At 70.9% G+C, this 20,387-nt stretch carries 17 protein-coding genes; 13 read left to right on the forward strand and 4 right to left on the reverse strand.

What is annotated here, in order from left to right:
• Together ACE3O1_RS03225 and ACE3O1_RS03230 are read left to right on the forward strand one after the other, a co-directional pair.
• Positions 1–358, forward strand: a 358-nt coding sequence (locus ACE3O1_RS03225; protein WP_374312354.1) for a LuxR C-terminal-related transcriptional regulator, incomplete at its 5' end; no start/stop codon positions are given.
• A 9-nt stretch (positions 359–367) separates the two neighbouring features.
• A complete protein-coding gene (locus tag ACE3O1_RS03230; RefSeq protein ID WP_374312356.1) occupies positions 368–1,483 on the forward strand; it encodes an epoxide hydrolase family protein in 1,116 nt (371 codons plus the stop codon).
• A 25-nt stretch (positions 1,484–1,508) separates the two neighbouring features.
• Here ACE3O1_RS03230 and ACE3O1_RS03235 read toward each other — a convergent pair whose 3' ends face one another.
• Positions 1,509–3,560: a M3 family metallopeptidase gene (locus ACE3O1_RS03235; RefSeq protein ID WP_374312358.1), complete on the reverse strand. Its 2,052-nt coding sequence runs from the start codon at positions 3,558–3,560 to the stop codon at positions 1,509–1,511.
• Between the two features lie 106 nt (positions 3,561–3,666).
• On the opposite strand from ACE3O1_RS03235, the gene ACE3O1_RS03240 reads away from it, so the two are divergent.
• The 3 genes from ACE3O1_RS03240 to ACE3O1_RS03250 are packed head-to-tail and all read left to right on the forward strand — an operon-like array spanning position 3,667 to position 5,779.
• A complete protein-coding gene (locus tag ACE3O1_RS03240; protein WP_374312360.1) occupies positions 3,667–4,305 on the forward strand; it encodes an ArsR/SmtB family transcription factor in 639 nt (212 codons plus the stop codon).
• Positions 4,302–4,508: a hypothetical protein gene (locus ACE3O1_RS03245; RefSeq protein ID WP_374312362.1), complete on the forward strand. Its 207-nt coding sequence runs from the start codon at positions 4,302–4,304 to the stop codon at positions 4,506–4,508. The genes ACE3O1_RS03240 and ACE3O1_RS03245 overlap by 4 nt, the downstream gene beginning before the upstream one ends.
• The gene (locus ACE3O1_RS03250; protein WP_374312364.1) at positions 4,505–5,779 is read left to right on the forward strand and encodes an MFS transporter; all 1,275 of its coding nucleotides are present in this window, start codon (positions 4,505–4,507) and stop codon (positions 5,777–5,779) included. Before ACE3O1_RS03245 ends, ACE3O1_RS03250 begins: the two co-directional genes overlap by 4 nt.
• Positions 5,780–5,786: 7 nt before the next feature.
• Here the strand turns inward: ACE3O1_RS03250 and ACE3O1_RS03255 are convergent, their stop codons facing one another.
• The 3 genes from ACE3O1_RS03255 to ACE3O1_RS03265 all read right to left on the reverse strand — a co-directional run bounded on the left by ACE3O1_RS03255 (position 5,787) and on the right by ACE3O1_RS03265 (position 9,461).
• Positions 5,787–6,035, reverse strand: coding sequence for a hypothetical protein (locus ACE3O1_RS03255; protein ID WP_374312366.1), 249 nt, complete (start codon positions 6,033–6,035; stop codon positions 5,787–5,789).
• Position 6,036: 1 nt separating this feature from the next.
• A complete protein-coding gene (gene valS, locus ACE3O1_RS03260) occupies positions 6,037–8,616 on the reverse strand; it encodes a valine--tRNA ligase (RefSeq protein WP_374312368.1) in 2,580 nt (859 codons plus the stop codon).
• 80 nt (positions 8,617–8,696) lie between these two features.
• Entirely contained in the window at positions 8,697–9,461 is a 765-nt protein-coding gene (locus ACE3O1_RS03265) for a pentapeptide repeat-containing protein (RefSeq protein ID WP_374312370.1), read from the reverse strand.
• Positions 9,462–9,491: 30 nt separating this feature from the next.
• Here ACE3O1_RS03265 and ACE3O1_RS03270 point away from each other — a divergent pair, with 30 nt between their 5' ends.
• From ACE3O1_RS03270 to ndk, 8 genes are all read left to right on the forward strand, one after another.
• Positions 9,492–11,114 (forward strand): ABC transporter substrate-binding protein, encoded by a 1,623-nt coding sequence (locus tag ACE3O1_RS03270; protein ID WP_374312372.1) that lies wholly within the window; start codon positions 9,492–9,494, stop codon positions 11,112–11,114.
• 32 nt (positions 11,115–11,146) lie between these two features.
• On the forward strand, positions 11,147–12,130 hold the full coding sequence (locus ACE3O1_RS03275; protein ID WP_374312374.1) for an ABC transporter permease: 984 nt from the start codon (positions 11,147–11,149) through the stop codon (positions 12,128–12,130).
• Entirely contained in the window at positions 12,127–12,939 is an 813-nt protein-coding gene (locus tag ACE3O1_RS03280) for an ABC transporter permease (RefSeq protein ID WP_374312376.1), read from the forward strand. The genes ACE3O1_RS03275 and ACE3O1_RS03280 overlap by 4 nt, the downstream gene beginning before the upstream one ends.
• A complete protein-coding gene (locus tag ACE3O1_RS03285) occupies positions 12,936–14,483 on the forward strand; it encodes an ATP-binding cassette domain-containing protein (protein WP_374312378.1) in 1,548 nt (515 codons plus the stop codon). Before ACE3O1_RS03280 ends, ACE3O1_RS03285 begins: the two co-directional genes overlap by 4 nt.
• 269 nt (positions 14,484–14,752) lie before the next feature.
• A complete protein-coding gene (ileS, locus tag ACE3O1_RS03290; RefSeq protein WP_374312380.1) occupies positions 14,753–18,187 on the forward strand; it encodes an isoleucine--tRNA ligase in 3,435 nt (1,144 codons plus the stop codon).
• Positions 18,184–19,542 (forward strand): folylpolyglutamate synthase/dihydrofolate synthase family protein, encoded by a 1,359-nt coding sequence (locus ACE3O1_RS03295; RefSeq protein WP_374312382.1) that lies wholly within the window; start codon positions 18,184–18,186, stop codon positions 19,540–19,542. The genes ileS and ACE3O1_RS03295 overlap by 4 nt, the downstream gene beginning before the upstream one ends.
• A complete protein-coding gene (locus ACE3O1_RS03300) occupies positions 19,530–19,946 on the forward strand; it encodes a DUF4233 domain-containing protein (protein WP_374312384.1) in 417 nt (138 codons plus the stop codon). Before ACE3O1_RS03295 ends, ACE3O1_RS03300 begins: the two co-directional genes overlap by 13 nt.
• Positions 19,947–19,966: 20 nt before the next feature.
• Positions 19,967–20,380, forward strand: coding sequence for a nucleoside-diphosphate kinase (gene ndk, locus ACE3O1_RS03305; RefSeq protein ID WP_056119602.1), 414 nt, complete (start codon positions 19,967–19,969; stop codon positions 20,378–20,380).
• Positions 20,381–20,387 lie beyond the last annotated feature (7 nt).

Here is a 20,387-nt window from a genome sequence, read left to right on the forward strand (position 1 = left end):
CCACGCGCGCCTCGAGGTGCTGGACGGCGCGGCGCATCATCCGTGGCACGGCGATAGCGGGGCGCTGCTCACGGCCGCGCTGAGCTTCGACGGCGTCCCCGACGACGATCTCACCGCCGACCTCGCCACGCCGGCCCCCGCGCCGCCGGATTCTCCGATCACCCCGCGCGAGCGTGAAGTCCTGCTGCTCGTGGCGCGCGGGCTCACGGACGCGCAGATCGCCGCCGAACTCTTCCTCAGCGCCCACACGGTCCATCGTCACGTCGCGAACGCGCGCGCGAAGCTCGGTGTCTCCTCACGCGCGGCGGCGGCTGCGTGGGCCGTCGGCCCTGCGGGTGGTGTCGCACCCCGGAACTAGCGTCGGGGGATGGATGCCGCACCCTTCGAGATCCGTGTCCCAGACGCCGCGCTGACCGATCTGCGCGAGAGGCTCGGCCGCTCCCGGCTGCTGCCGGACTCGCCCCATCGGCCGCCGTCGGGCATGTCGGCCGGATATCTCGCCGACCTCGTCGCCTCCTGGCGCGCCTTCGACTGGCGCGGACGCGAGCACTGGCTGAACGCGCACCCTCAGTTCCGGGTGCCGATCGGCGACGCCGACATCCACTTCGTCCACCTGCGCTCCGCCGACCCGGCGGCGCCGGCCCTCCTGGTCATGCACGGCTGGCCGCACACCTTTGCGCTGCAGCTGGACTTCGCCGATCTCCTCACCGACTTCCACGTCGTCGTGCCGAGCCTTCCGGGGTTCGGCTTCTCGACGCCGTACCGGTCGGGGCTCGCCACGGAGCGCCGCTTCGCCGACACCATGCACGCGCTCATGACCGACGTCCTCGGCTACGAGCGGTACCTGACCTACGGCGAGGACGTCTCGGCCAACGTGAACGACCTGCTCGCGTCGCAGCATCCGGACGCGGTCCTGGGCGTGGTCGCCACCCATGCCCACTTCCCGACGCGTGCCGAACGACGGGAGCTGACGGCCCCAGACGAGAAGGCGTTCTTCAACCGGATCGCCGCCGACCACGAGCAGCACGGGGCGTACGGGCACGTGCAGGCGACCCGTCCCGACACCCTCGCCGCCGCGCTCAACGACTCGCCCGCAGGCCTCGTCGCCTGGCTGGCCGAGAAGCTCGTCGAGTGGAGCGATACGCCCGCCGGAGACCCCGAGGCCGTCGAGCGCCGCATCTCGCGCGACCGCATCCTCACCGAGGCGACGATCTACTGGACGACCCAGTCGATCGCCGACTCGTTCCGCCCCTACTACGAGGGCGCCGATCAGCCTGAGGCGATCGCACCGGTCGAGGTGCCGGCCGCGGTGTTCATCCAGCGCCACGAAGCCGACTACCCCGAGTCTCTCGCCCGGGCGTTCTACCGCGACCTGCGCACTTTCGAGCGGCTCGCCGAAGGCGGGCACTTCACCGCCGCCGAGGTGCCCGGGGCGATGGCCGAGCGGGTGCGCACGTTCGCGCGGGGGATCGGCGCACGCTGACGCCGTCTCGTCCCCTCGCCGAGGGTCAGGCGACGAGACCTCGGCGTTCCAGCAGCGGACGGATGTCGGCATCCCGTCCCCGGAAGTCGCGATAGGCCGCCAGTGGATCCTTCGAGCCGCCCACACCGAGCAGCCGCTGGCGGAATCGATCGCCGTTCTCGCGGGTGAGCCCGCCGTTGTCGCGGAACCACTCGACCGTGTCGGCGTCGAGCACCTCGCTCCAGATGTAGGAGTAGTAGCCCGCGCTGTAGCCGCCCGAGAAGACGTGCGCGAAGTACGTCGAGGAGTAGCGGGTGGGCACGGCGGGGTTGTCCAGCCCGATCTCGCGGAGAGCGGATGCCTCGAACTCGGCCACGTCGAGAGAGCGCTCCGCCTGCTCCTGGGTGAGCGAGTGCCACGCCTGATCGAGCCAGGACGCCGCGAGGTACTCGCTCGTGGCGAAGCCCTGATTGAACGCCTCGGACGCGTGCAGCTTCTCCACGACCTCGGCGGGGAGGGGCTCGCCGGTGTCGACGTGGCGCGCGTAGGCGTCGAGGACCTCGGGCCAGTAGATCCACATCTCGTTGACCTGGCTGGGGAACTCCACGAAGTCGCGGAACACGTTCGTCCCGGCGAAGTGGGGATAGGTGACCGTCGCGAAGAGCCCGTGGAGCGCGTGCCCGAACTCGTGGAAGAGGGTCGTCACCTCGTCGAGCGTCAGCAGCGTGGGCTTGCCCGGCGCCGGCTTCGGCACGTTGAGATTGTTCACGACGATCGGCCGGGTGCCGCGCAGGTGCGACTGCGACACGATCGAGTTCATCCACGCGCCGCCCCGCTTGGTGTCGCGCGTGTAGAGGTCGAGCACGAACAGTCCGAGCTGCGAGCCGTCCGCGTTGTGCAGTTCGAACACGCGCGCGTCGGGATGGTAGGCGGGGATGTCGGCGCGCTCGGCGAAGGTGACGCCGTACAGATCGGTGGCCGCGCGGAAGACGCCGTCGCGAAGCACCCGCTCCGCCTCGAACCACGGGCGCAGTGCGCTGCGGTCCAGGTCGTACTCGGCGGCACGGACCTTCTCGGTGTAGAACGCCCAGTCGTGCGCCTCCAGGCGGAACGGCTCCGGCTCGGCGTCGATGATCGCCTGCAGGGCCGCCTGCTCGCGCTCGGCGTTGCGGGCGGCGGGCACCGCGAGCCGCCGGAGCAGGTCGTGCACGGCATCCGGAGATCCGGCCGTCTCGTCGGAGGTGACGTACGCCGCATGGGTGTCGTACCCGAGCAGGGCGGCGCGCTCGGCACGCAGACGCACGATCTCGAGGAGCACCTCACGGTTGTCGTACTCGTTCCCGCGGGACCCGCGGGCCCGCGAGGCATCGAGGATCCGCTTGCGACTCGCACGCTTCGTCAGCGACGAGAGGTACGGGTGGCCGGTGAAGAGCGTCAGGGTGACGACCCATCTGCCTCCGAGGCCGCGGTCCGCAGCGGCCTGCGCGGCCGCGGAGAGCTCGCCTTCGGTGAGCCCGTCGAGCTCCTCGGCGGTGTCGAACACGATCGCGAGATCGTTGGTGTCGTTCAGGAGGTTCTTCTCGAACGACGTCGTGAGCGTCGACAGCCGCTGGTTGAGGGCGGTCAGCCGCTCCTTGGCGGCGTCGTCGAGTCCCGCTCCGGCGTGCGACATCTCCCGGTAGTGCCGCTCGACGAGGTAGCGCTGCTCGGGCTCGAGGTCGAGCTCGTCGAGCTGGTCGTGCACGGTCTTGATCCGCAAGTAGAGCTGCGCGTCGAGCTGGATCGAATCCTGGTGGGCCGACATGAGAGGTGCGAGCTCCTCTTCGATGGCCTGGATCTCGGGCGTCGCATCCGCCGACGACACCGTGTAGAAGGTGCGGGCGACATCGCCCAGGAGCTTTCCGCTCTCCTCCAGCGGCACCAGCGTGTTCTCGAAGGTCGGCATCGACCGCACGCGCGTGATGTTCGCGATCTCGCGCGAGTGCGCCTCGAACGCCTCCCGGAATGCCGGGAGATAGTGCTCCGGACGGATGGCGGTGTAGTCGGGAAGGCCGTAGGGGAGCGACGGCGGGGTGAGCAGCGGATTGTCGTTCGGCATGCCTCTCAGCCTAATCAGCGATCGCCGCAATGCCCACACTTCTTTGCAAAGAAGGCATTGCAAAGAAACACTTGCAAAGAAACCTTTGCATCGCTACAGTCGAGGCATGGCAGAGAACGAGAAGGGCGAGCAGGCCGAGGCGATGGCCCGCGCCGAGCAGCGTCACAACGAAGACCGCGTGCTCGATTCGGGCGCGCTGCGCGCCCTCGCCCATCCGTTGCGCGTGAGGATCTACGACATCCTCAGCCAGTACGGACCGCAGACGGCCAGTTCGCTCGCCGAGCGGCTGGGGGAGTCCAGCGGCTCCACCAGCTATCACCTCCGCGCGCTCGCCAAGCACGATCTCATCCGCGAGGCCGAGGACCGCGGCACGGGTCGCGAGCGCTGGTGGGAGCGCCCCGTCGGCGGCGTCTCGTTCGCGAACCCCGATGCGATGACGACGCCGGCCGGCCGCGCCGCGACTCAGGTCGTCATGAACGAGTTCCTGCGGGGCCGCAACGACCAGCTGCTCGAATTCGTCAATCGAGGCATCGCGGGAGAGGACGAGATGTGGCAGGAAGGCACGCTCATCTCGACCGCCACCGCCCGGCTCACCCCCGAGCAGAGCAAGGATCTGGCGCTGAAGATCATGGCGCTCATCGACGAGACCGTCGACAACTACCGCAACCAAACCGGCGAGAACGTCCGCCCGGTCACCATCCGGGCCGACCTGTTCCCGCTCCCGAACCTCGGAGGCCAGTCATGACCGCACTCACCGCGCCCCGTTCCGTTCGCGCCACGCGCTTCGAGCGGATGCTGCTCACCACCGCCGCCGGCATGGACCGGTTCGTCGCCCTCCGCCTGGAGCGCCGGCGCACCGCGGACCGGCCGGTGCCGGCCCAGGTCGCCGCCGGCGACGCCCGCGCCGATGCCCTCGCGATGGGGTCGATCGGGATGCTGCCGCGATGACCGGCACCGTCGACACCGCGGCGGCGACGGAGGGGTCCAGGGCGAAGCCACGGTTGGGACGGGACTTCGGCAAGCTGTGGACCGCTGCCGCGTTCAGCAACCTCGCCGACGGGGTCGGCCGCATCGCGGTCCCGCTGATCGCGACGACCCTCACCCACGACCCGCTCGCGATCGCCGCTCTCGGTGCCCTCGCCTTCGTGCCGTGGCTGATCTTCGGACTGCCCGCCGGCATGATCGTCGACCGGTTCGATCGCCGCTCGATCATGGCCCTGGCCAATACGCTGCGAGGCCTCGCCGCCGTCGGACTCGCGGTGCTGACGGTCACCGGCCGGCTCGACATCTGGTGGCTGTTCGCCGCGACGCTCATCTTCGGCCTGGGCGAGACGCTGTTCGACAACGCCACGAACGCGATCGTGCCGGCACTGGTCGAGCGACGCTCGCTCGACCGCGCCAACGGCTTCCTGCAGGCCGCGCAGATCACGATCGACAACTTCATCGCGACCCCGATCGGCGGCGTGCTGTTCGCCGTCTCGCTCGCGCTGCCCCTCTGGGTGGGTGCCGCCGGGTACCTGATCCCGATCGCGCTGGCGGTCATGCTGCCGCTCTCCGCTGCTCGACCGCTGCGGGATGCGCCGGCCGACGCGCGTGCGGAGGCTTCCGCACCCTCGACCACGGCGCGCGAGGCGATCGCCTATCTGTGGAGGCATCGCTTCCTGCGGTCGATGGTCGTGTTCACCTCGGTGGTGGGCTCGGCGTTCTCGTTCGCTCAGGCGCCGACGATCCTCTACTTCCTCGACGAGCTCGCCGTCGCGCCCGCAGCGATCGGGCTCGTGACGGCGGGGATCGGCCTCGGCGCCCTGGCCGGATCGCTGGTCGCGTCGCCGCTCGTGCAGAAGTTCGGGCGAGGACCTGTGATGCTCGGCGCGAACCTCGTCGCCGCGGCATCCCTCGTCGGAGTGTGGGCCGCGCCCGAGGTCATCACCGGCACGCTGGCGTACGGCCTGATGGCGTTCGCGGTGTCGGTCTGGAACGTGCCGTGGGGCGCGCTGCGGCAGGCGATCGTGCCCGGCTACCTGTTCGGTCGCGTCCTCGGCATCATCCGCACCTTCACGTGGGGGCTGTTCCCGTTCGCGACGCTTCTCGGGGGCTGGGTGGCCCGCTACGACCTGCGCCTCCCGTACGTCATCGCAGGTGGGGTGACGCTGATCGCGGCGCTCGTCGCCGTGCGACTGCTCCTCGAGGCGTCGAAGCACGACGCCCCCGAGGAGTGACGGCGGATCAGCCGAAGCCGTCCTCGGGATCGTTGCGGGCCACGGCGACGCCGTTCTCGTCGAGCGACACGATGATCCCGGTGTCGAGCTCGGCGATCGGCTTGCCCTCGAGCCAGGTCAGGGTCCAGCGCGGCCGAGGCTGACCGAACTGGTCGGACGGGATCGTGCCATCGACCGCCTCGATTCCCGTGCGGAGTGCCGCCGGAACCGCCTTCGGAGGCTCGTCGCCCGACGTCCATCTCGTTCCGAGCTGCATGTCACGCCTCCTGGGGTGCGAGTTCGATGCCCGACACGGTCAGTTCGTCCGCGTCGCCGTAGACGATCTCGTCGATGCGCCCGACGGCCTTCAGATCGCCCTCGGCGAGGCGCAGGACGGCGACGGATGCCGCAGGCCCGGCGATCGTCACGCGCTCGACGGGCGTCTTCTGCGAGGCCTTGGCCTCGGTCTTGGCGCGGCGGATGCCGATGAGGGCCTCGCCGACGACGCGGAGCACCGCCGTGTCACCGTCGATGCCCAGCGGCTCGGGCCAGGTCGCCGTGTGCACCGAGCCGTCGTTGAACCACGACCACGCCTCTTCGGCGGCGAACGAGATGACCGGGGCGAACAGACGCAGCAGGGTCGACAGCGCCGTGCGCAGCGCGAGGGCCGCGGATGCCTGTCCCACGTCGGTCTGGTTGTACGCGCGCTCCTTGACGAGCTCGAGGTAGTCGTCGCAGAACGTCCAGAAGAACGACTCCGTCACCTCCAGCGCACGGGCGTGGTCGAACGACTCGAGGGCCTTCGTGGCCTCGCGCACCACGCCGTCGAGCGTGGCGAGCATCGAGGCGTCCAGGGCGTGCGTCACGGTCGCGCCCTCGGGCACCGGGAAGGACAGCACGAACTTGGCGGCGTTGAGCACCTTGATCGCCAGACGGCGGCCGATCTTGATCTGCGTCGGGTTCTGCGGATCGAACGCGGCGTCCGTCCCCAGGCGGCTCGAGGCCGCCCAGTAGCGCACCGCGTCGGAGCCGTGCTGCGCGAGGATGTCGGCGGGCGTGACGACGTTGCCCTTCGACTTCGACATCTTCTTGCGGTCGGGGTCGACGATGAAGCCCGAGATCGCGGCATCCCTCCACGGGGCGCGGTCGTCCTCGAGCGCGCTGCGCAGGAGGGTCGAGAACAGCCAGGTGCGGATGATGTCCTGACCCTGGGGGCGCACGTCGAAGGGGGCGACGAGGTTCCACAGCTCCGGGTCGCGCTCCCAGCCGCCGGCCAGCTGGGGCGTGAGCGAGGACGTCGCCCACGTGTCGAAGATGTCCTTCTCGCCGTCGAAGCCGCCGGGCACACCGCGCTGTTCCGGGGTGTAGCCCGCCGGGACATCGGTCGTGGGGTCGACGGGCAGTGTCGAGGCATCCGGCGTGAGCACGCGCGAGTAGTCCCGGTCGCCGTTCTCGTCGAGCGCGTACCAGACCGGGATCGGCACGCCGAAGAACCGCTGACGCGAGACCAGCCAGTCGCCGGTGAGGCCGTTGGTCCAGTTCTCGTACCGCACGCGCATGAAGTCGGGGTGCCACGACACGTCGCGTCCCAGCGCGATCAGCTTGTCGCGCAGGGCCTCGTCGCGCGCGCCGTTGCGGATGTACCACTGGCGCGTCGACACGATCTCGAGCGGGCGGTCGCCCTTCTCGTAGAACTTCACGGGGTGCGTGAAGGGCTTCGGGTCGCCTTCCATCTCGCCGGACTCCTGCAGGAGCTCGACGATGCGCTTCTTGGCGCTGAACACCGTCTTGCCGGCGAGCTCCGCGTAGGCGGCCTTCGCGGCATCCGTCGTGATCGCGTCGGGGGCCTCCGCGATCACGCGCCCGTCCTGTCCCAGGATCGTGCGATTGGGGAGATCCAGCTCACGCCACCAGATGATGTCGGTCACGTCGCCGAACGTGCAGATCATGGCGATGCCCGAGCCCTTGTCCTGCTGCGCCAGCGGGTGGGCGAGGACGGGCACCTCGACGTCGAACAGCGGGGTGCGCACCGTCGTGCCGAAGAGCGGCTGGTAGCGCTCGTCGTCCGGGTTCGCGACGAGGGCGACGCACGCGGGGAGCAGCTCCGGCCGAGTCGTCTCGATGTGCACGTCGCCCGAGCCGTCGCTCTTGTGGAACGCCACGCGGTGGTACGCGGCGGGCTGGTCGCGGTCCTCGAGCTCGGCCTGGGCGATCGCGCTGCGGAAGTCGATGTCCCACAGCGTGGGCGCCATCGACTGGTACGCCTCGCCGCGCTCGAGGTTGCGCAGGAAGGCGAGCTGGCTCGTGCGCATGGTCTCGTCCGAGATGGTGCGGTAGGTCTGGGTCCAGTCGACGCTGAGGCCCAGGGCGCGCCACAGCGCTTCGAAGTGCTTCTCGTCCTCGACGGTGAGCTTCTCGCAGAGCTCGATGAAGTTGCGGCGGCTCACCGGGATCTGGTCGGCGGCGCGGCTCGACTTGTTGTCGCCGCCCTCATAGGGCGGCGTGAAGTCCGGAACATACGGCAGCGACGGATCGCAGCGCACGCCGTAGTAGTTCTGCACGCGACGCTCGGTCGGCAGACCGTTGTCGTCCCAGCCCATCGGGTAGAACACGGTCTTGCCGCGCATGCGCTCGAAGCGCACCTTGACGTCGGTGTGGGTGTAGCTGAACACGTGCCCGATGTGCAGGCTCCCCGAGGCGGTCGGCGGGGGAGTGTCGACCGAGAAGATCCCGGCGCGGCCGACCTCGGCGGCGCGGATCCGGTCGAACAGGTACGTCCCCTGCTCGCTCCATGCGGCATCCCACTTGGATTCGAGACCTTCGAGGGCGGGCTTGTCGGGAATCGGGGCGTCGGCCATGCGGGTCTCCAAGGCGATATGTGCGGCACTGTGTGAGCGTGCCTGAGTGTGGGATGCCCGACGATTCTACCGTCCCGTCGTCACCCGTCCGCTCCGTCGCGGACGTCGATGCCCAGGGATGCCGCGAGCGCGGGCGCCAGCTGCTCGACCTGCCACGGGGAGAGATTGGCGCCCCGGAGTGCGGCGACGTCGAGATACGCCACGGCGTCGAGGCCCCGCAGGTCGAGGCTGTCGGCCCGCATGCCGCGCGCGTCGACCTCGTCGGCACGGGAGTCTTCGAAGCGGACGCGGGACAGCGTCGCCAGCGGCAGGTCGATCGTCGTGATCGTGCACCCGGCGATGAGGACGTCTTCGACCTTCGCCCCGCCCAGCGACAGGTAGTCGATGCGAACTCCGCGGAGCTCGACCTCGTCGACGCCGGCTCCGCCGAGGTCGAGCGAGCCGATGCGGCCGCCCGACACCCGCACCCGCCGCAGGCGCGCCTCGCGTGCGCTCACGCTGGACGCGCGCAGCTCCTGCAGCTCGACGTCCACGAGGGTCGCCCCGGTGAGATCGAGCCGATCGAGGGATGCCGCGACCACGGCGCACTCGGTGAGCGCCGCGTGGGCGGCATCCACTGCTCCCGTCAGTCCCGCGATGCGCTCGCGCACGTGGTCGCCGTGCCGATGGAGGACGGAGGAATCGGCGAGGTCGCGCGGCAGATCGGGGGCGGCGAGGCGCGGGGGGTGCGGCAGCTCCGGTCGTCGGCCCATGCCTCGACGGTAGCGCCACGCCGCGGCACCGGGAATGCCGACCGGATGCCGTGCGTTGATCGACTGCGTCCACAAAACCACTACGGTGGTCACGTCCCCTTCCTGCACTTTCCGAGGTCCGTCATGCCTTCTTTGCCCCGGCGCCGTATCGCCGCCGTCGCTCTCCCGCTCGCCGCCGCTCTGGTGCTCAGCTCCTGCGCCGGGGGCGCGTCCGACCCTTCGGGGTCGGCCGACGCGAACGGCGAGGTGGTGTGGGCGATCGAGGGCGCGAACCTGTCGGCGGGCCACATGGATCCGCAGACGAGCCAGCTGGACGTCTCGGCGATGGTGCAGCGCGCCGCGCTGGACTCGCTGGTGTTCCAGGAGGCGGACGGCTCATTCTCACCGTGGCTGGCGGAGGAGTGGGAGATCGAGGACGACGGCGCCTCGTACGTCTTCACCCTGCGCGACGACGTGACCTTCCACGACGGAGAGCCGTTCGACGCCGCTGCCGTCAAGGCGAACTTCGACCGCATCGCGGATCCCGAGACGGCGTCGGCGCAGGCGGCGAGCATGCTCGGCGGCGAGTTCTACGCCGGCACCGAGGTGGTGGACGAGCACACGGTGCGGGTGTCGTTCACGCAGCCCTACTCGCCGTTCCTCCAGGCGGCGAGCACCGCGCTGCTCGGCTTCTACTCGCCGGCCGTTCTGGAGTCCTCGGCCGACCAGCTGAAGGCCGGCGGGCCGGGCGTCACCGTCGGCACCGGGCCCTTCGAGCTCACCGAGTACACCCCCGACCAGGAGATCGTCTACACCCGCAACGACGACTACGCGTGGGGCCCCCACGACGGCGGTGCCGCGAAGTTCGAGACGCTGCGCGTGGAGATCCTCCCTGAGGCCTCGGTGCGCGTCGGAGTGGCGGAGAGCGGCGAGGCGGATCTCGCGAGCCAGCTCCCGCCGAACCTCGCCGCAGACCTGGGCGACCCCCTGACGGTCGATGCCCAGGAGTACCCCGGCCTGCCGTACTCGCTCTACCTGAACGAGAAGTACGGGGTGTTCGCCGATGAGCGCGTGCGCCAGGCGTTCTCCCGCGCCATCGACATCGACACCGCGGTGGAGGAGATCTTCTTCGGCCAGTTCCCCCGTGCGTGGTCGATCCTCGGATCCACCACCCCGACCTACGACGCGTCGCTCGAGGGAACCTGGGCCTTCGATCCCGCCACGGCCGAGGCACTGCTCGACGAGGCCGGCTGGACCGAGCGCGATTCCGAGGGGTACCGCACGAAGGACGGCGAGCGCCTCTCCGCCCGGTGGATCGCGTGGACGCCCGTCCCCGACGACCGCGCCGCCCTGGCCAACTCGATCCAGTCCGACCTCAAGGCGGTCGGCTTCGAGCTCGTGCGCGAGGTGCTCGAGCCGGGCGCCTACAACGAGCAGTACGGTCCGAAGACGTTCGACCTGACCGACTGGGGCTTCTCGGGTGTCGATCCGGACCTCCTGCGCAGCCATCTGCACACCGACGGGTTCCAGAACGCCTCGCAGGTGAGCGACCCCGACCTGGACGCCCTGCTCGAGCGCGGCGTCGCGACCGCCGACGCCGAGGAGCGCGCCGAGATCTACGGCGAGGTCCAGCAGTGGAACGCCGACCACGCGGCGATCGTGCCGCTGTACAGCCCGTCGCTCATCACCGCCGTCTCCGACACGGTGACCGGGCTCGCCTACGATCTGTACGGGCGCCCGCTGTTCTACGACGTCAGCATCGGCTGACCGGGAGCCGGAAGGGCGGGTCTCGACGGGCGATGACGGCATCGCGGACTGCAGTACGGCGCGTCGCCCTCCGCGCGGCCGGGATAGCGGCATCCGTCATCATCGTGCTGTGGGGGGCGGCGACCCTGGCCTTCCTGGCCTTCCGGGTGATCCCCGGCGATCCGGTCGAGGTCATGCTCGGACCGCAGGCGCAGGTCAGTGACGAGGTCAAGGCGGGCATCCGGGCCGAGCTGGGCCTGGACCGGCCGCCGCTCGAGCAGTACGTCGCCTACCTGGCGAGGCTGCTGCAGGGAGACCTGGGGGAGTCGTACCAGCTGCGGATGCCGGTGACCGAGGTGATCGGGCGTCAGCTCGGCGCGACGCTGCAGCTGTCCGCCCTGGCACTGGCGATCGCGGTCGTGCTGGCCTTCGGGGTGGCGCTCCTCGCGAGTGGGCGCGTCTCCCGCGGCATCGCCGGCGGGGTCGAGCTCGTCCTCCTGTCCACGCCCGTGTTCTGGATCGGGCTGCTCCTGCTGAGCGTCTTCGCCTTCGGGCTCGGGTGGTTCCCCGTCGCGGGCACCCGCAATCCGGCGACGATCGTGCTGCCCGCCATCACGCTCGCCCTCCCCGTCGCCGCGCTGCTCGGCCAGGTGCTCCGGGACGGCATGGAGACCGCCGAGAACCAGCCGTTCGCCACGACCGTGCGCGCCCGCGGAGCGAGCCCGTCGTGGCTCGCTCTGCACCACACGCTCCGGCACGGGTCCACGGGGGCCCTCACCCTCGCGGCGTACCTGGTCGGGTCGCTGCTCGGCGGTGCCGTGCTCGTCGAGACGGTGTTCGCGCGGCCCGGGCTCGGCCGGGTGACCCTCACGGCGATCACCGACCGCGACCTCCCCGTCATCACCGGGATCATCCTGCTCAGCGCCGTCGTGTTCGCCGTGGTGAGCCTCGTCGTCGAGGCGACCTATCCGCTCCTCGACCCGCGGCTGCGCCGCGCACCGGGACCAGGGGCCGCGCGCGAGAAGGCACCCGCATGACGGCGCCGCGGCGCATCGGCCTCGCGGCGGCGCTCATCGTGCTCGCGATCATCGCGGCCATCGCCGTCGCACCGCAGGTATTCGCGATGTACGACCCGCTGCAGACGGACGTGCGCGCCGCCCTGCTGCCGCCCAGCCCCGAGCACCTCTTCGGCACCGATCAGAGCGGCCGGGACGTCTATTCGCGGGTCGTGTACGGTGCCGGCCGATCGGTCGGGATCGGCGTGCTCGCGACGGCCTTGGCCTTCGCGGCCGGGCTCGCCATCGGCTCCCTGTCGGGAATCGCGCCGCGGCTGGTCGACGCGGCGGCGATGCGGGCGACCGACATCCTGCTGGCGTTCCCGGAGTTCCTCGTCGCGCTCGTGGTGGTGGCCCTGCTCGGACCCGGCCCCGTCAACGTCGCGATCGCCGTGACGATCGCTGCGGTGCCGATCTACATCCGCCTCGCGCGGGTGCAGACGCGCACGCTCCGCCTGGCGGAGCATGTCGAGGCCGCACGGATCCTCGGCGTGCCGCCGGCGCGGGCCTTCGGGCGCCACGTCGTCCCGGGCGTCGTCGGTGCGCTGAGCGTGCTCGCCACCATCGGCATCGGATCGAGCATCCTGGCGGCCGCCGGCCTCAGCTTCCTCGGGCTCGGCCCCACCGAGCCCAGCCCCGAGTGGGGACTCATGCTGGCGGGCGGCCGGAACGTCATCGGGCAGGCGTGGTGGGTCTCGGCGTTCCCGGGCGCTGCGATCACGCTCACCGTCGTGGCGGCGACCATCGTCGGGCGCACGCTGCGCGCCCGTGCCGAGGGGAGCGGGCGATGACCGGGCTCGTGGTGCGCGGCCTCAGCGTGTCGTTCGGCGACGTTCGGGCGGTCGCCGATCTCGACCTCGCCGTCGCGCCGGGGGAGTGCGTGGCGATCATCGGCGAGTCCGGCGCCGGCAAGTCCCTGACCGCTCGTGCGCTGCTCGGCCTCAGCCCGCGCAACGCCGCCGTCCGCGTCGACGCGCTCGACATCGCCGGGGTCGACGCGCGGGCTCTCGGCGAGCGCGAGTGGCGCCGGCTGCGCGGGTCGCGCATCGCGCTGGTCTCGCAGGACGCACTGGTGTCCCTCGATCCGCTGCGCCGCGTGGAGGACGAGGTCGCCGAGCCGCTGCGACTGCATCGCGGGAGGATGCCGCGGCCCGTGCGGCGCGAACGCGTGCACGCGCTCCTGTCCGAGGTCGCGATGCCCGACCCCGAGCGACGCGCGCGCCAGCACCCGCACGAGCTCTCCGGGGGACTGCGGCAGCGCGCGCTCATCGCCTCCGCTCTGGCCGGCGGCCCGACGGTGCTCGTCGCCGACGAGGCGACGACCGCACTCGACGCGACCGTGCAGGCCCGGATCCTCGGGCTGCTGCGCTCGATCGCGGACCGCGGCGTGGCCGTCGTCTTCATCAGCCACGACCTCGCTGCGGTGCGCGGCGTCGCCGACCGCGTGCTCGTCATGCGCGAGGGACGTGTCGTCGAATCCGGTCCGACGTCCCGTGTGCTCGCCGCGCCGGAGCATCCCTATACCCAGCGGCTGGTCGCCGCGGCGCTGCACTCCCCGCGCGCGGCTGATCCCGCGGCGCGTCCGGTGCGGCTGGAGGTCCGCGGGCTGTCGAAGGCGTTCGACGCCCCGGCGGTCGTCGACGTCTCGTTCACGCTGCCGCGCGGCCGCACGCTCGGCATCGTCGGCGAGTCCGGATCGGGCAAGACCACGCTCGCGCGCATGATCGTCGGGGTCGAGCGACCCGACGCCGGGGAGGTGCTCCTGGACGGCGTCGCACCGACCCCGGCGGCGCAGCGGCGGATCCAGCTCGTGCACCAGAACCCGCTGGGGGCCCTCGATCCGCGCTGGCGCATCGATCGCTCGCTGTCCGAGGCCCTTCAGGCCGGTGGGGTGCCGCGAGCCGAGCGGGCCGCGCGGGTGCGCGCGCTCCTCGCCGAGGTCGAGCTGGACGAGACGCTCGCACGGCGGCGTCCCGCCGAGCTCTCCGGCGGCCAGCGTCAGCGCGTCGCGATCGCCCGCGCCCTCGCTGCGGCGCCCGAGGTGCTCGTGCTCGATGAGCCGGTGTCGGCACTGGACGCGCTGGTGCGCGAGCGGATCCTCGAGCTGCTGGCCCGGCTGCAGCGGGAGCGGGACCTCACACTCGTGTTCGTCTCGCACGATCTGGACGTCGTCGCGGCGATGGCCGACGAGGTCCTGGTCATGAAGGACGGCGTCGTGGTCGAGCGCGGAGCGACCGCCGCGGTGTTCGCCGCCGCGCAGCATCCGTTCACCCGCGAGCTGATCGCGGCGGCGAGATCGACCCCGCCGCGTGCGCCCGGGCCTGCGCCCGCGTAGACTGGGCCGACCAGCATCGATCCGGCCATCACCGGGGAGCTCTCGGAAGAACCCTCCGGGTCCCGAACACCGCCTCGGCGGCGCTCGAGCACCGGGGTCAGTAGAACCGAGCGGGTCAGGCCCGTCACAGCCGCAGTGAGAGGGGTCTTCCCCGGATCTCGATACCCCGCCTGACGGCGGCACTCGAGCACCGGAGAAGACAACGCGGGGTGGTACCGCGGCCCGCACGGGTCGTCCTCGCAGGAAGCATCGCAACCTGCTGGAGTGACATGACCTACCCGAAATCCTCATTCGGCCCCGCTGCCGATTCCGTCGTGCCGAGCCCACGGTTCCCCGAGATCGAGCGCGAGACGCTCGCGTTCTGGGAGTCCGACGACACGTTCCGGGCATCGATCGCGAACCGCGAGGGTGCCGAGGAGTGGGTCTTCTACGACGGCCCGCCGTTCGCCAACGGCCTGCCCCACTACGGCCACCTGCTCACCGGCTACGCGAAGGATCTCTTCCCGCGCTTCCAGACGATGCGCGGGAAGAAGGTGGACCGCGTGTTCGGATGGGACACGCACGGCCTTCCCGCCGAGCTCGAGGCGATGAAGCAGCTGGGCATCACCGAGAAGACCCAGATCGAGGAGATGGGCCTGGCTGCCTTCAACGCCAAGGCGCGGGAGTCGGTACTCGCCTACACGCGGGAGTGGGAGGACTACGTCACCCGCCAGGCTCGCTGGGTCGACTTCGAGCGCGGCTACAAGACGCTCGACACGTCCTACATGGAGTCGGTGCTGTGGGCGTTCAAGACGCTGCACGACAAGGGCCTCGCATACGAGGGCTACCGCGTGCTGCCGTACTGCTGGCGCGACGAGACGCCCCTGTCCAGTCACGAGCTGCGCATGGACGACGACGTCTACAAGATGCGCCAGGATCCCTCGGTGACGGTCACCTTCCCGCTCGTCGGAGCCAAGGCCGAGGCCCTCGGCCTCACCGGCGTCCGGGCCCTCGCGTGGACGACGACGCCGTGGACGCTCCCGACGAACCTCGCCCTCGCCGTCGGCCCCGACATCCGCTACGTCGTCGTTCCGGGCGGACCGGGCGGAGCCGCCGATGTGCACCACGCGCCCGACGGGCACGCCGACGAGGCCGCCGAGGCCTACGCCCACCGTTACCTCCTGGCGGAGGAGCTCCTTGCGGGCTACGCCAAGGACCTCGGCTACGAGTCGGCCGAGGCGGCGCGCGAAGCCGTCGTGCAGACCGTCGTCGGCGCGGAGCTGCAGGATGTCGGCTACGACCGGCTCTTCGACTACTACGCGGATGCCGAGACCTGGGGCACCGGAAGCGCCTGGCGCATCCTCGTCGACGACTACGTCACGACGGGCGACGGCACCGGCATCGTCCACCAGGCCCCGGCCTACGGCGAAGACGACCAGCGGGTCACCGAAGCCGCCGGCATCCCGCTCATCATGAGCCTCGACGACGGCGGCCGCTTCCTGCCGCAGGTGACGGACGTCGCCGGCGAGCTGTGGATGGACGCCAACACGCCGCTCGTGCGGCTCCTCCGCCAGGAGGGGCGCCTGCTGCGCCTGGCCAGCTACGAGCACTCCTACCCTCACTGCTGGCGGTGCCGCAACCCGCTCATCTACCGCGCTGTGTCGAGCTGGTTCGTGCGCGTGACGGACATCAAGGACCGGATGCTCGAGAACAACGAGCAGATCACGTGGGTCCCCGAGAACGTCAAGCACGGTCAGTTCGGCAAGTGGCTCGAAGGCGCCCGCGACTGGTCGGTGAGCCGCAACCGCTACTGGGGGTCGCCGATCCCGGTGTGGAAGAGCGACGACCCGGAGTACCCGCGCATCGACGTCTACGGCTCCCTCGCCGACCTCGAACGCGACTTCGCCCGCCTTCCGCTGAACGCTGCCGGCGAGGTCGACCTGCACCGCCCGTTCATCGACGAGCTGACGCGCCCCAACCCCGACGACCCGAGCGGGCGCAGCACGATGCGCCGCATCGAGGACGTGTTCGACGTCTGGTTCGACTCGGGCTCGATGCCCTACGCGCAGGTCCATTACCCGTTCGAGAACCACGACTGGTTCGACGAGCACGCGCCCGCCGACTTCATCGTCGAGTACATCGGGCAGACGCGCGGCTGGTTCTACGTCATGCACGTGCTCTCGACCGCGCTGTTCGACCGTCCCGCGTTCACCGGCGTCTCCTGCCACGGCATCGTGCTGGGCAGCGACGGCCAGAAGATGTCGAAGTCGCTGCGGAACTACCCCGACGTCAGCGAGGTCTTCGACCGCGACGGCTCCGACGCGATGCGGTGGTTCCTCATGGCGTCCTCGGTGCTGCGCGGAGGGAACCTCGTCGTGACCGAGGAGGGCATCCGTGCCGGCGTGCGCGAGTTCCTGCTGCCGCTGTGGAACGCGTGGTACTTCTTCGCCACCTACGCGAACGCGGCCGGCGGTCCCGACGGCGCCGGGTACGAGGCATCCTGGCGGACGGATTCCACGGACGTGCTCGACCGGTACATCCTCGCCCTCACCGGCGACCTCGTGCGCGACGTGGCGGCGGACCTCGAGGGGCTCGATTCGACCACCGCCGCGGCGAAGCTCCGCGACTTCGCCGAGGCTCTGACGAACTGGTACATCCGCCGCTCGCGCGACCGGTTCTGGGTGGGGGTGACCGACGATCCGAAGAGCCGCGAGGCCTTCGACACCCTGTACACCGTGCTCGAGACGCTCACCCGCGTCGCCGCGCCGCTCATCCCGCTCGTGTCGGAGCGGGTGTGGCAGGGGCTCACGGGCGGCCGCAGTGTGCACCTGCAGGACTGGCCGGACGCCGAGGCTTTCGCCGCCGCGGACGACATCCGCTCGGCGATGGATGCCGTGCGCGAGGTGTCGAGCGTCGCGAACGCGCTGCGCAAGAAGGAGGGCAAGCGCGTGCGCCTGCCGCTCGCGACGCTGACGGTGGTGGTCGCGGATGCCGCGTCCCTCGCCCAGTTCGAGGGCATCCTGCGCGATGAGCTGAACGTGAAGTCGGTCGACCTCGTCGAGCTCGACGGCGACGTCGCAGAGCGCTACGGGATCAGCAAGCGACTGAGCGTCAACGCCCGCGCGGCCGGCCCGCGCCTCGGCAAGCAGGTGCAGCACGTCATCGCCGGCGCGAAGGCGGGTGTGTGGGAGGAGGCGGACGGCGTCGTCGTCGTCGACGGCATCGCCCTGCACGAGGGGGAGTACGACCTCACCCTCGAGGCGGGCGGCGTCGACGAGGGCACGGCGATCGCGCTCCTCGACGAGGGCGGTTTCGTGCTGCTCGACACCGCGACGACCCCCGAGCTCGAGGCCGAGGGACTGGCGCGCGACGTCGTGCGGGCGGTGCAGGACACCCGCAAGGCGGCCGGATTCGACGTCAGCGACCGCATCGACCTGCGCCTGGCGTTCGAGTCGGCCGAGGATGCGGGCGCCGTGGCGAGCGCGTTCGCGGTGGCCGACGTCGCGGGAGAGACGCTCGCGATCGACTACTCCGTGACCGGGCCCGACGGTGCCGCACTGCTCGCGGGCGGCGCCGTCCTCGCCGGATCGGTGACGCTTCCCAGCGATCTCGTCCGCACGCACGCCGCCGGGGACTTCGCGAACCAGGGCGCGTTCAGCGTCGAGGTGACCAGGGTGGAGGCATCCGCACGCGGTGCCGCGAGCGAGGGGAGCGAGAGCAAGTGACCGATCGCGACATCGCCCGCGCCGACAAGGTCTATGCGGCCCTCCTCGAACGGCAGGGCGAGCGGTGGGTGCAGCCGCGCGTCGAGCGCACGCGCCGCGTGCTCGAGCTGCTGGACGACCCGCAGAAGACCTATCGCGTCGTGCACGTGACGGGGACGAACGGCAAGACCTCCACCAGCCGCCTCATCGAGACCCTCGTGCGCGCTCACGGCCTGCGGACCGGCTTGTTCACCAGCCCGCACCTCGAGCGGTTCACCGAGCGGATCATGGTCGACGGCGCGCCCATCGCCGACGCCGCGGTCGCCGACGCGTGGGACGAGATCGCGCCGTTCGTCGATCTCGTCGACGCGGAGCTCACCGCGGCCGGCGACGCGCCGCTGACCTTCTTCGAGCTGCTCACGGTGCTGGCCTTCGTGGCGTTCGCCGATGCCCCGATCGACGTCCTCGTCCTCGAGGTCGGCATGGGCGGGTCGTGGGACTCCACCAACACGGCCGACGGAGACGTCGCGGTCTTCACGCCGATCGACATCGATCACGCCGATCGCCTCGGCGAGACGATCGCCGAGATCGCCTCGGTCAAGGCGGGGATCATCAAGGACGGCGCGGCGGTCGTGTCGGCCCGGCAGGATGCCTCTGCCGAGGCCGCGCTTCGCGATGCTGCCGCGGCCCGCGACGCCACGATCGCCTTCGAGGGCGTCGATTTCGCGCTGGTCGAGCAGCGGCTCGCCGTCGGGGGTCAGCAGATCACCGTGCGCGGGCTCGCCGGCACCTACGAGGAGGAGTACCTCCCGCTGTACGGCGCGCATCAGGGATTCAACGCCGCCCTCGCCATCGCGGCCGTGGAGGCGCTCATCGGTGGCGCATCGCAGGCGATCACGGGCGAGGTGCTCGCCGAAGCCCTCGGTCACGCCACTGCGCCGGGCCGCCTGCAGCTCGTGGGCATCGCCCCGACGGTGCTCGTCGACGCGGCGCACAACCCGCACGGCGCGAAGGCGCTGGCGACCGCGCTGCGCGAGTCGTTCGATTTCGACGAGTGGGGCGTCGTGCTGGGGGTGTTCTCTGACAAGGACGCCGCCGGAATCGTGCGGGAGATCGCCCCGGTCGCGGCGCACGTCTTCGCGACGTCTCCGGCCTCCGAACGCGCGGAGGACGCCGAGCGCCTCGCCGACCTCGCCGAGGCGCAGGGCCTGGCCGTCACGGTGCACGACGACCTCGCGCAGGCCGCGGAGTCCGCACGGGCCTGGGCCGCGGCATCCGATCGGCGTGCCGTCGTCATCGCCGGGTCGGTGATCCTCGCGGGTCAGGCGCTGGCACTGGCGGACGCCGAGGAGTGGAAGAGCGGGTGGGACGAGTGAGCGCCGCCGAGGCATCCGCGCCCCGCGCGCGCCGCCCCCGCGGGGCCGCCGAGTCGCTCGCGTCGATCGTGCTCGCGTTCGAGTCGATCATCGCCTTCCTGGGCGGCCTGGTGATCTACGGACTCCGGGCTCTCCCCGAGTCGATCGAGCCGTGGTGGGGGATCGTCGCCGGCACGGTCGTCGCGATCCTCATGATCGTCACGACCCGCTTCGTGCGGTACTCGTGGGGCATCGCGCTCGGCTGGGTGCTGCAGGTGATCGTGGCGCTGGGGGCGTTCCTCGTTCCGTCGCTCGCGATCGTCGCGCTCATTTTCGGCGGCATGTACGCGTATGCGACGATCAAGGGAGCAGCGCTCGACCGGCGCAACGCCGAGCTCGCTGCGAACCCCCCTGAAGAAGCCTGACCGGCGGAACGGAGACTTCCATGGCCACCGAAGAGACCCTCGTCCTCGTCAAGCCCGACGGTGTCGCGCGCGGACTGACCGGCGCGATCCTGGCCCGCATCGAGGCGAAGGGATACTCCCTCGTCGACATCCGCCTCGTCGAACCGGATCGCGGCACCCTCGAGCGCCACTACGCCGAGCACGAGGGCAAGCCCTTCTACGAGCCGCTGCTCGAGTTCATGATGTCGGGTCCGTCGGTCGCCATCCGCCTGGCGGGCAACCGGGTCATCGAGGGATTCCGCTCACTTGCGGGCACCACCGACCCGACGACGGCAGCGCCCGGCACGATCCGCGGCGACTTCGGCCGGGATTGGGGCCTGAAGGTGCAGCAGAACCTCGTTCACGGCTCCGACAGCCCCGAGTCCGCCGCCCGCGAGCTGGACATCTGGTTCTGACGCCGCG

The sequence above is a fragment of the Microbacterium sp. genome, assembly GCF_041909575.1.
GTDB lineage: Bacteria > Actinomycetota > Actinomycetes > Actinomycetales > Microbacteriaceae > Microbacterium.

Coding starts and splice junctions, on each gene's coding strand:
- ACE3O1_RS03250 (WP_374312364.1), top strand. CDS start 4,505: ATGACCGGCACCGTCGACACCGCGGCGGCGACGGAGGGGTCCAGGGCG.
- ACE3O1_RS03285 (WP_374312378.1), top strand. CDS start 12,936: ATGACCGGGCTCGTGGTGCGCGGCCTCAGCGTGTCGTTCGGCGACGTT.
- ACE3O1_RS03270 (WP_374312372.1), top strand. CDS start 9,492: ATGCCTTCTTTGCCCCGGCGCCGTATCGCCGCCGTCGCTCTCCCGCTC.
- ACE3O1_RS03240 (WP_374312360.1), top strand. CDS start 3,667: ATGGCAGAGAACGAGAAGGGCGAGCAGGCCGAGGCGATGGCCCGCGCC.
- ileS (WP_374312380.1), top strand. CDS start 14,753: ATGACCTACCCGAAATCCTCATTCGGCCCCGCTGCCGATTCCGTCGTG.
- ACE3O1_RS03245 (WP_374312362.1), top strand. CDS start 4,302: ATGACCGCACTCACCGCGCCCCGTTCCGTTCGCGCCACGCGCTTCGAG.
- ACE3O1_RS03255 (WP_374312366.1), bottom strand. CDS start 6,035: ATGCAGCTCGGAACGAGATGGACGTCGGGCGACGAGCCTCCGAAGGCG.
- ACE3O1_RS03235 (WP_374312358.1), bottom strand. CDS start 3,560: ATGCCGAACGACAATCCGCTGCTCACCCCGCCGTCGCTCCCCTACGGC.
- ACE3O1_RS03280 (WP_374312376.1), top strand. CDS start 12,127: ATGACGGCGCCGCGGCGCATCGGCCTCGCGGCGGCGCTCATCGTGCTC.
- ACE3O1_RS03230 (WP_374312356.1), top strand. CDS start 368: ATGGATGCCGCACCCTTCGAGATCCGTGTCCCAGACGCCGCGCTGACC.
- ACE3O1_RS03275 (WP_374312374.1), top strand. CDS start 11,147: ATGACGGCATCGCGGACTGCAGTACGGCGCGTCGCCCTCCGCGCGGCC.
- ndk (WP_056119602.1), top strand. CDS start 19,967: ATGGCCACCGAAGAGACCCTCGTCCTCGTCAAGCCCGACGGTGTCGCG.
- valS (WP_374312368.1), bottom strand. CDS start 8,616: ATGGCCGACGCCCCGATTCCCGACAAGCCCGCCCTCGAAGGTCTCGAA.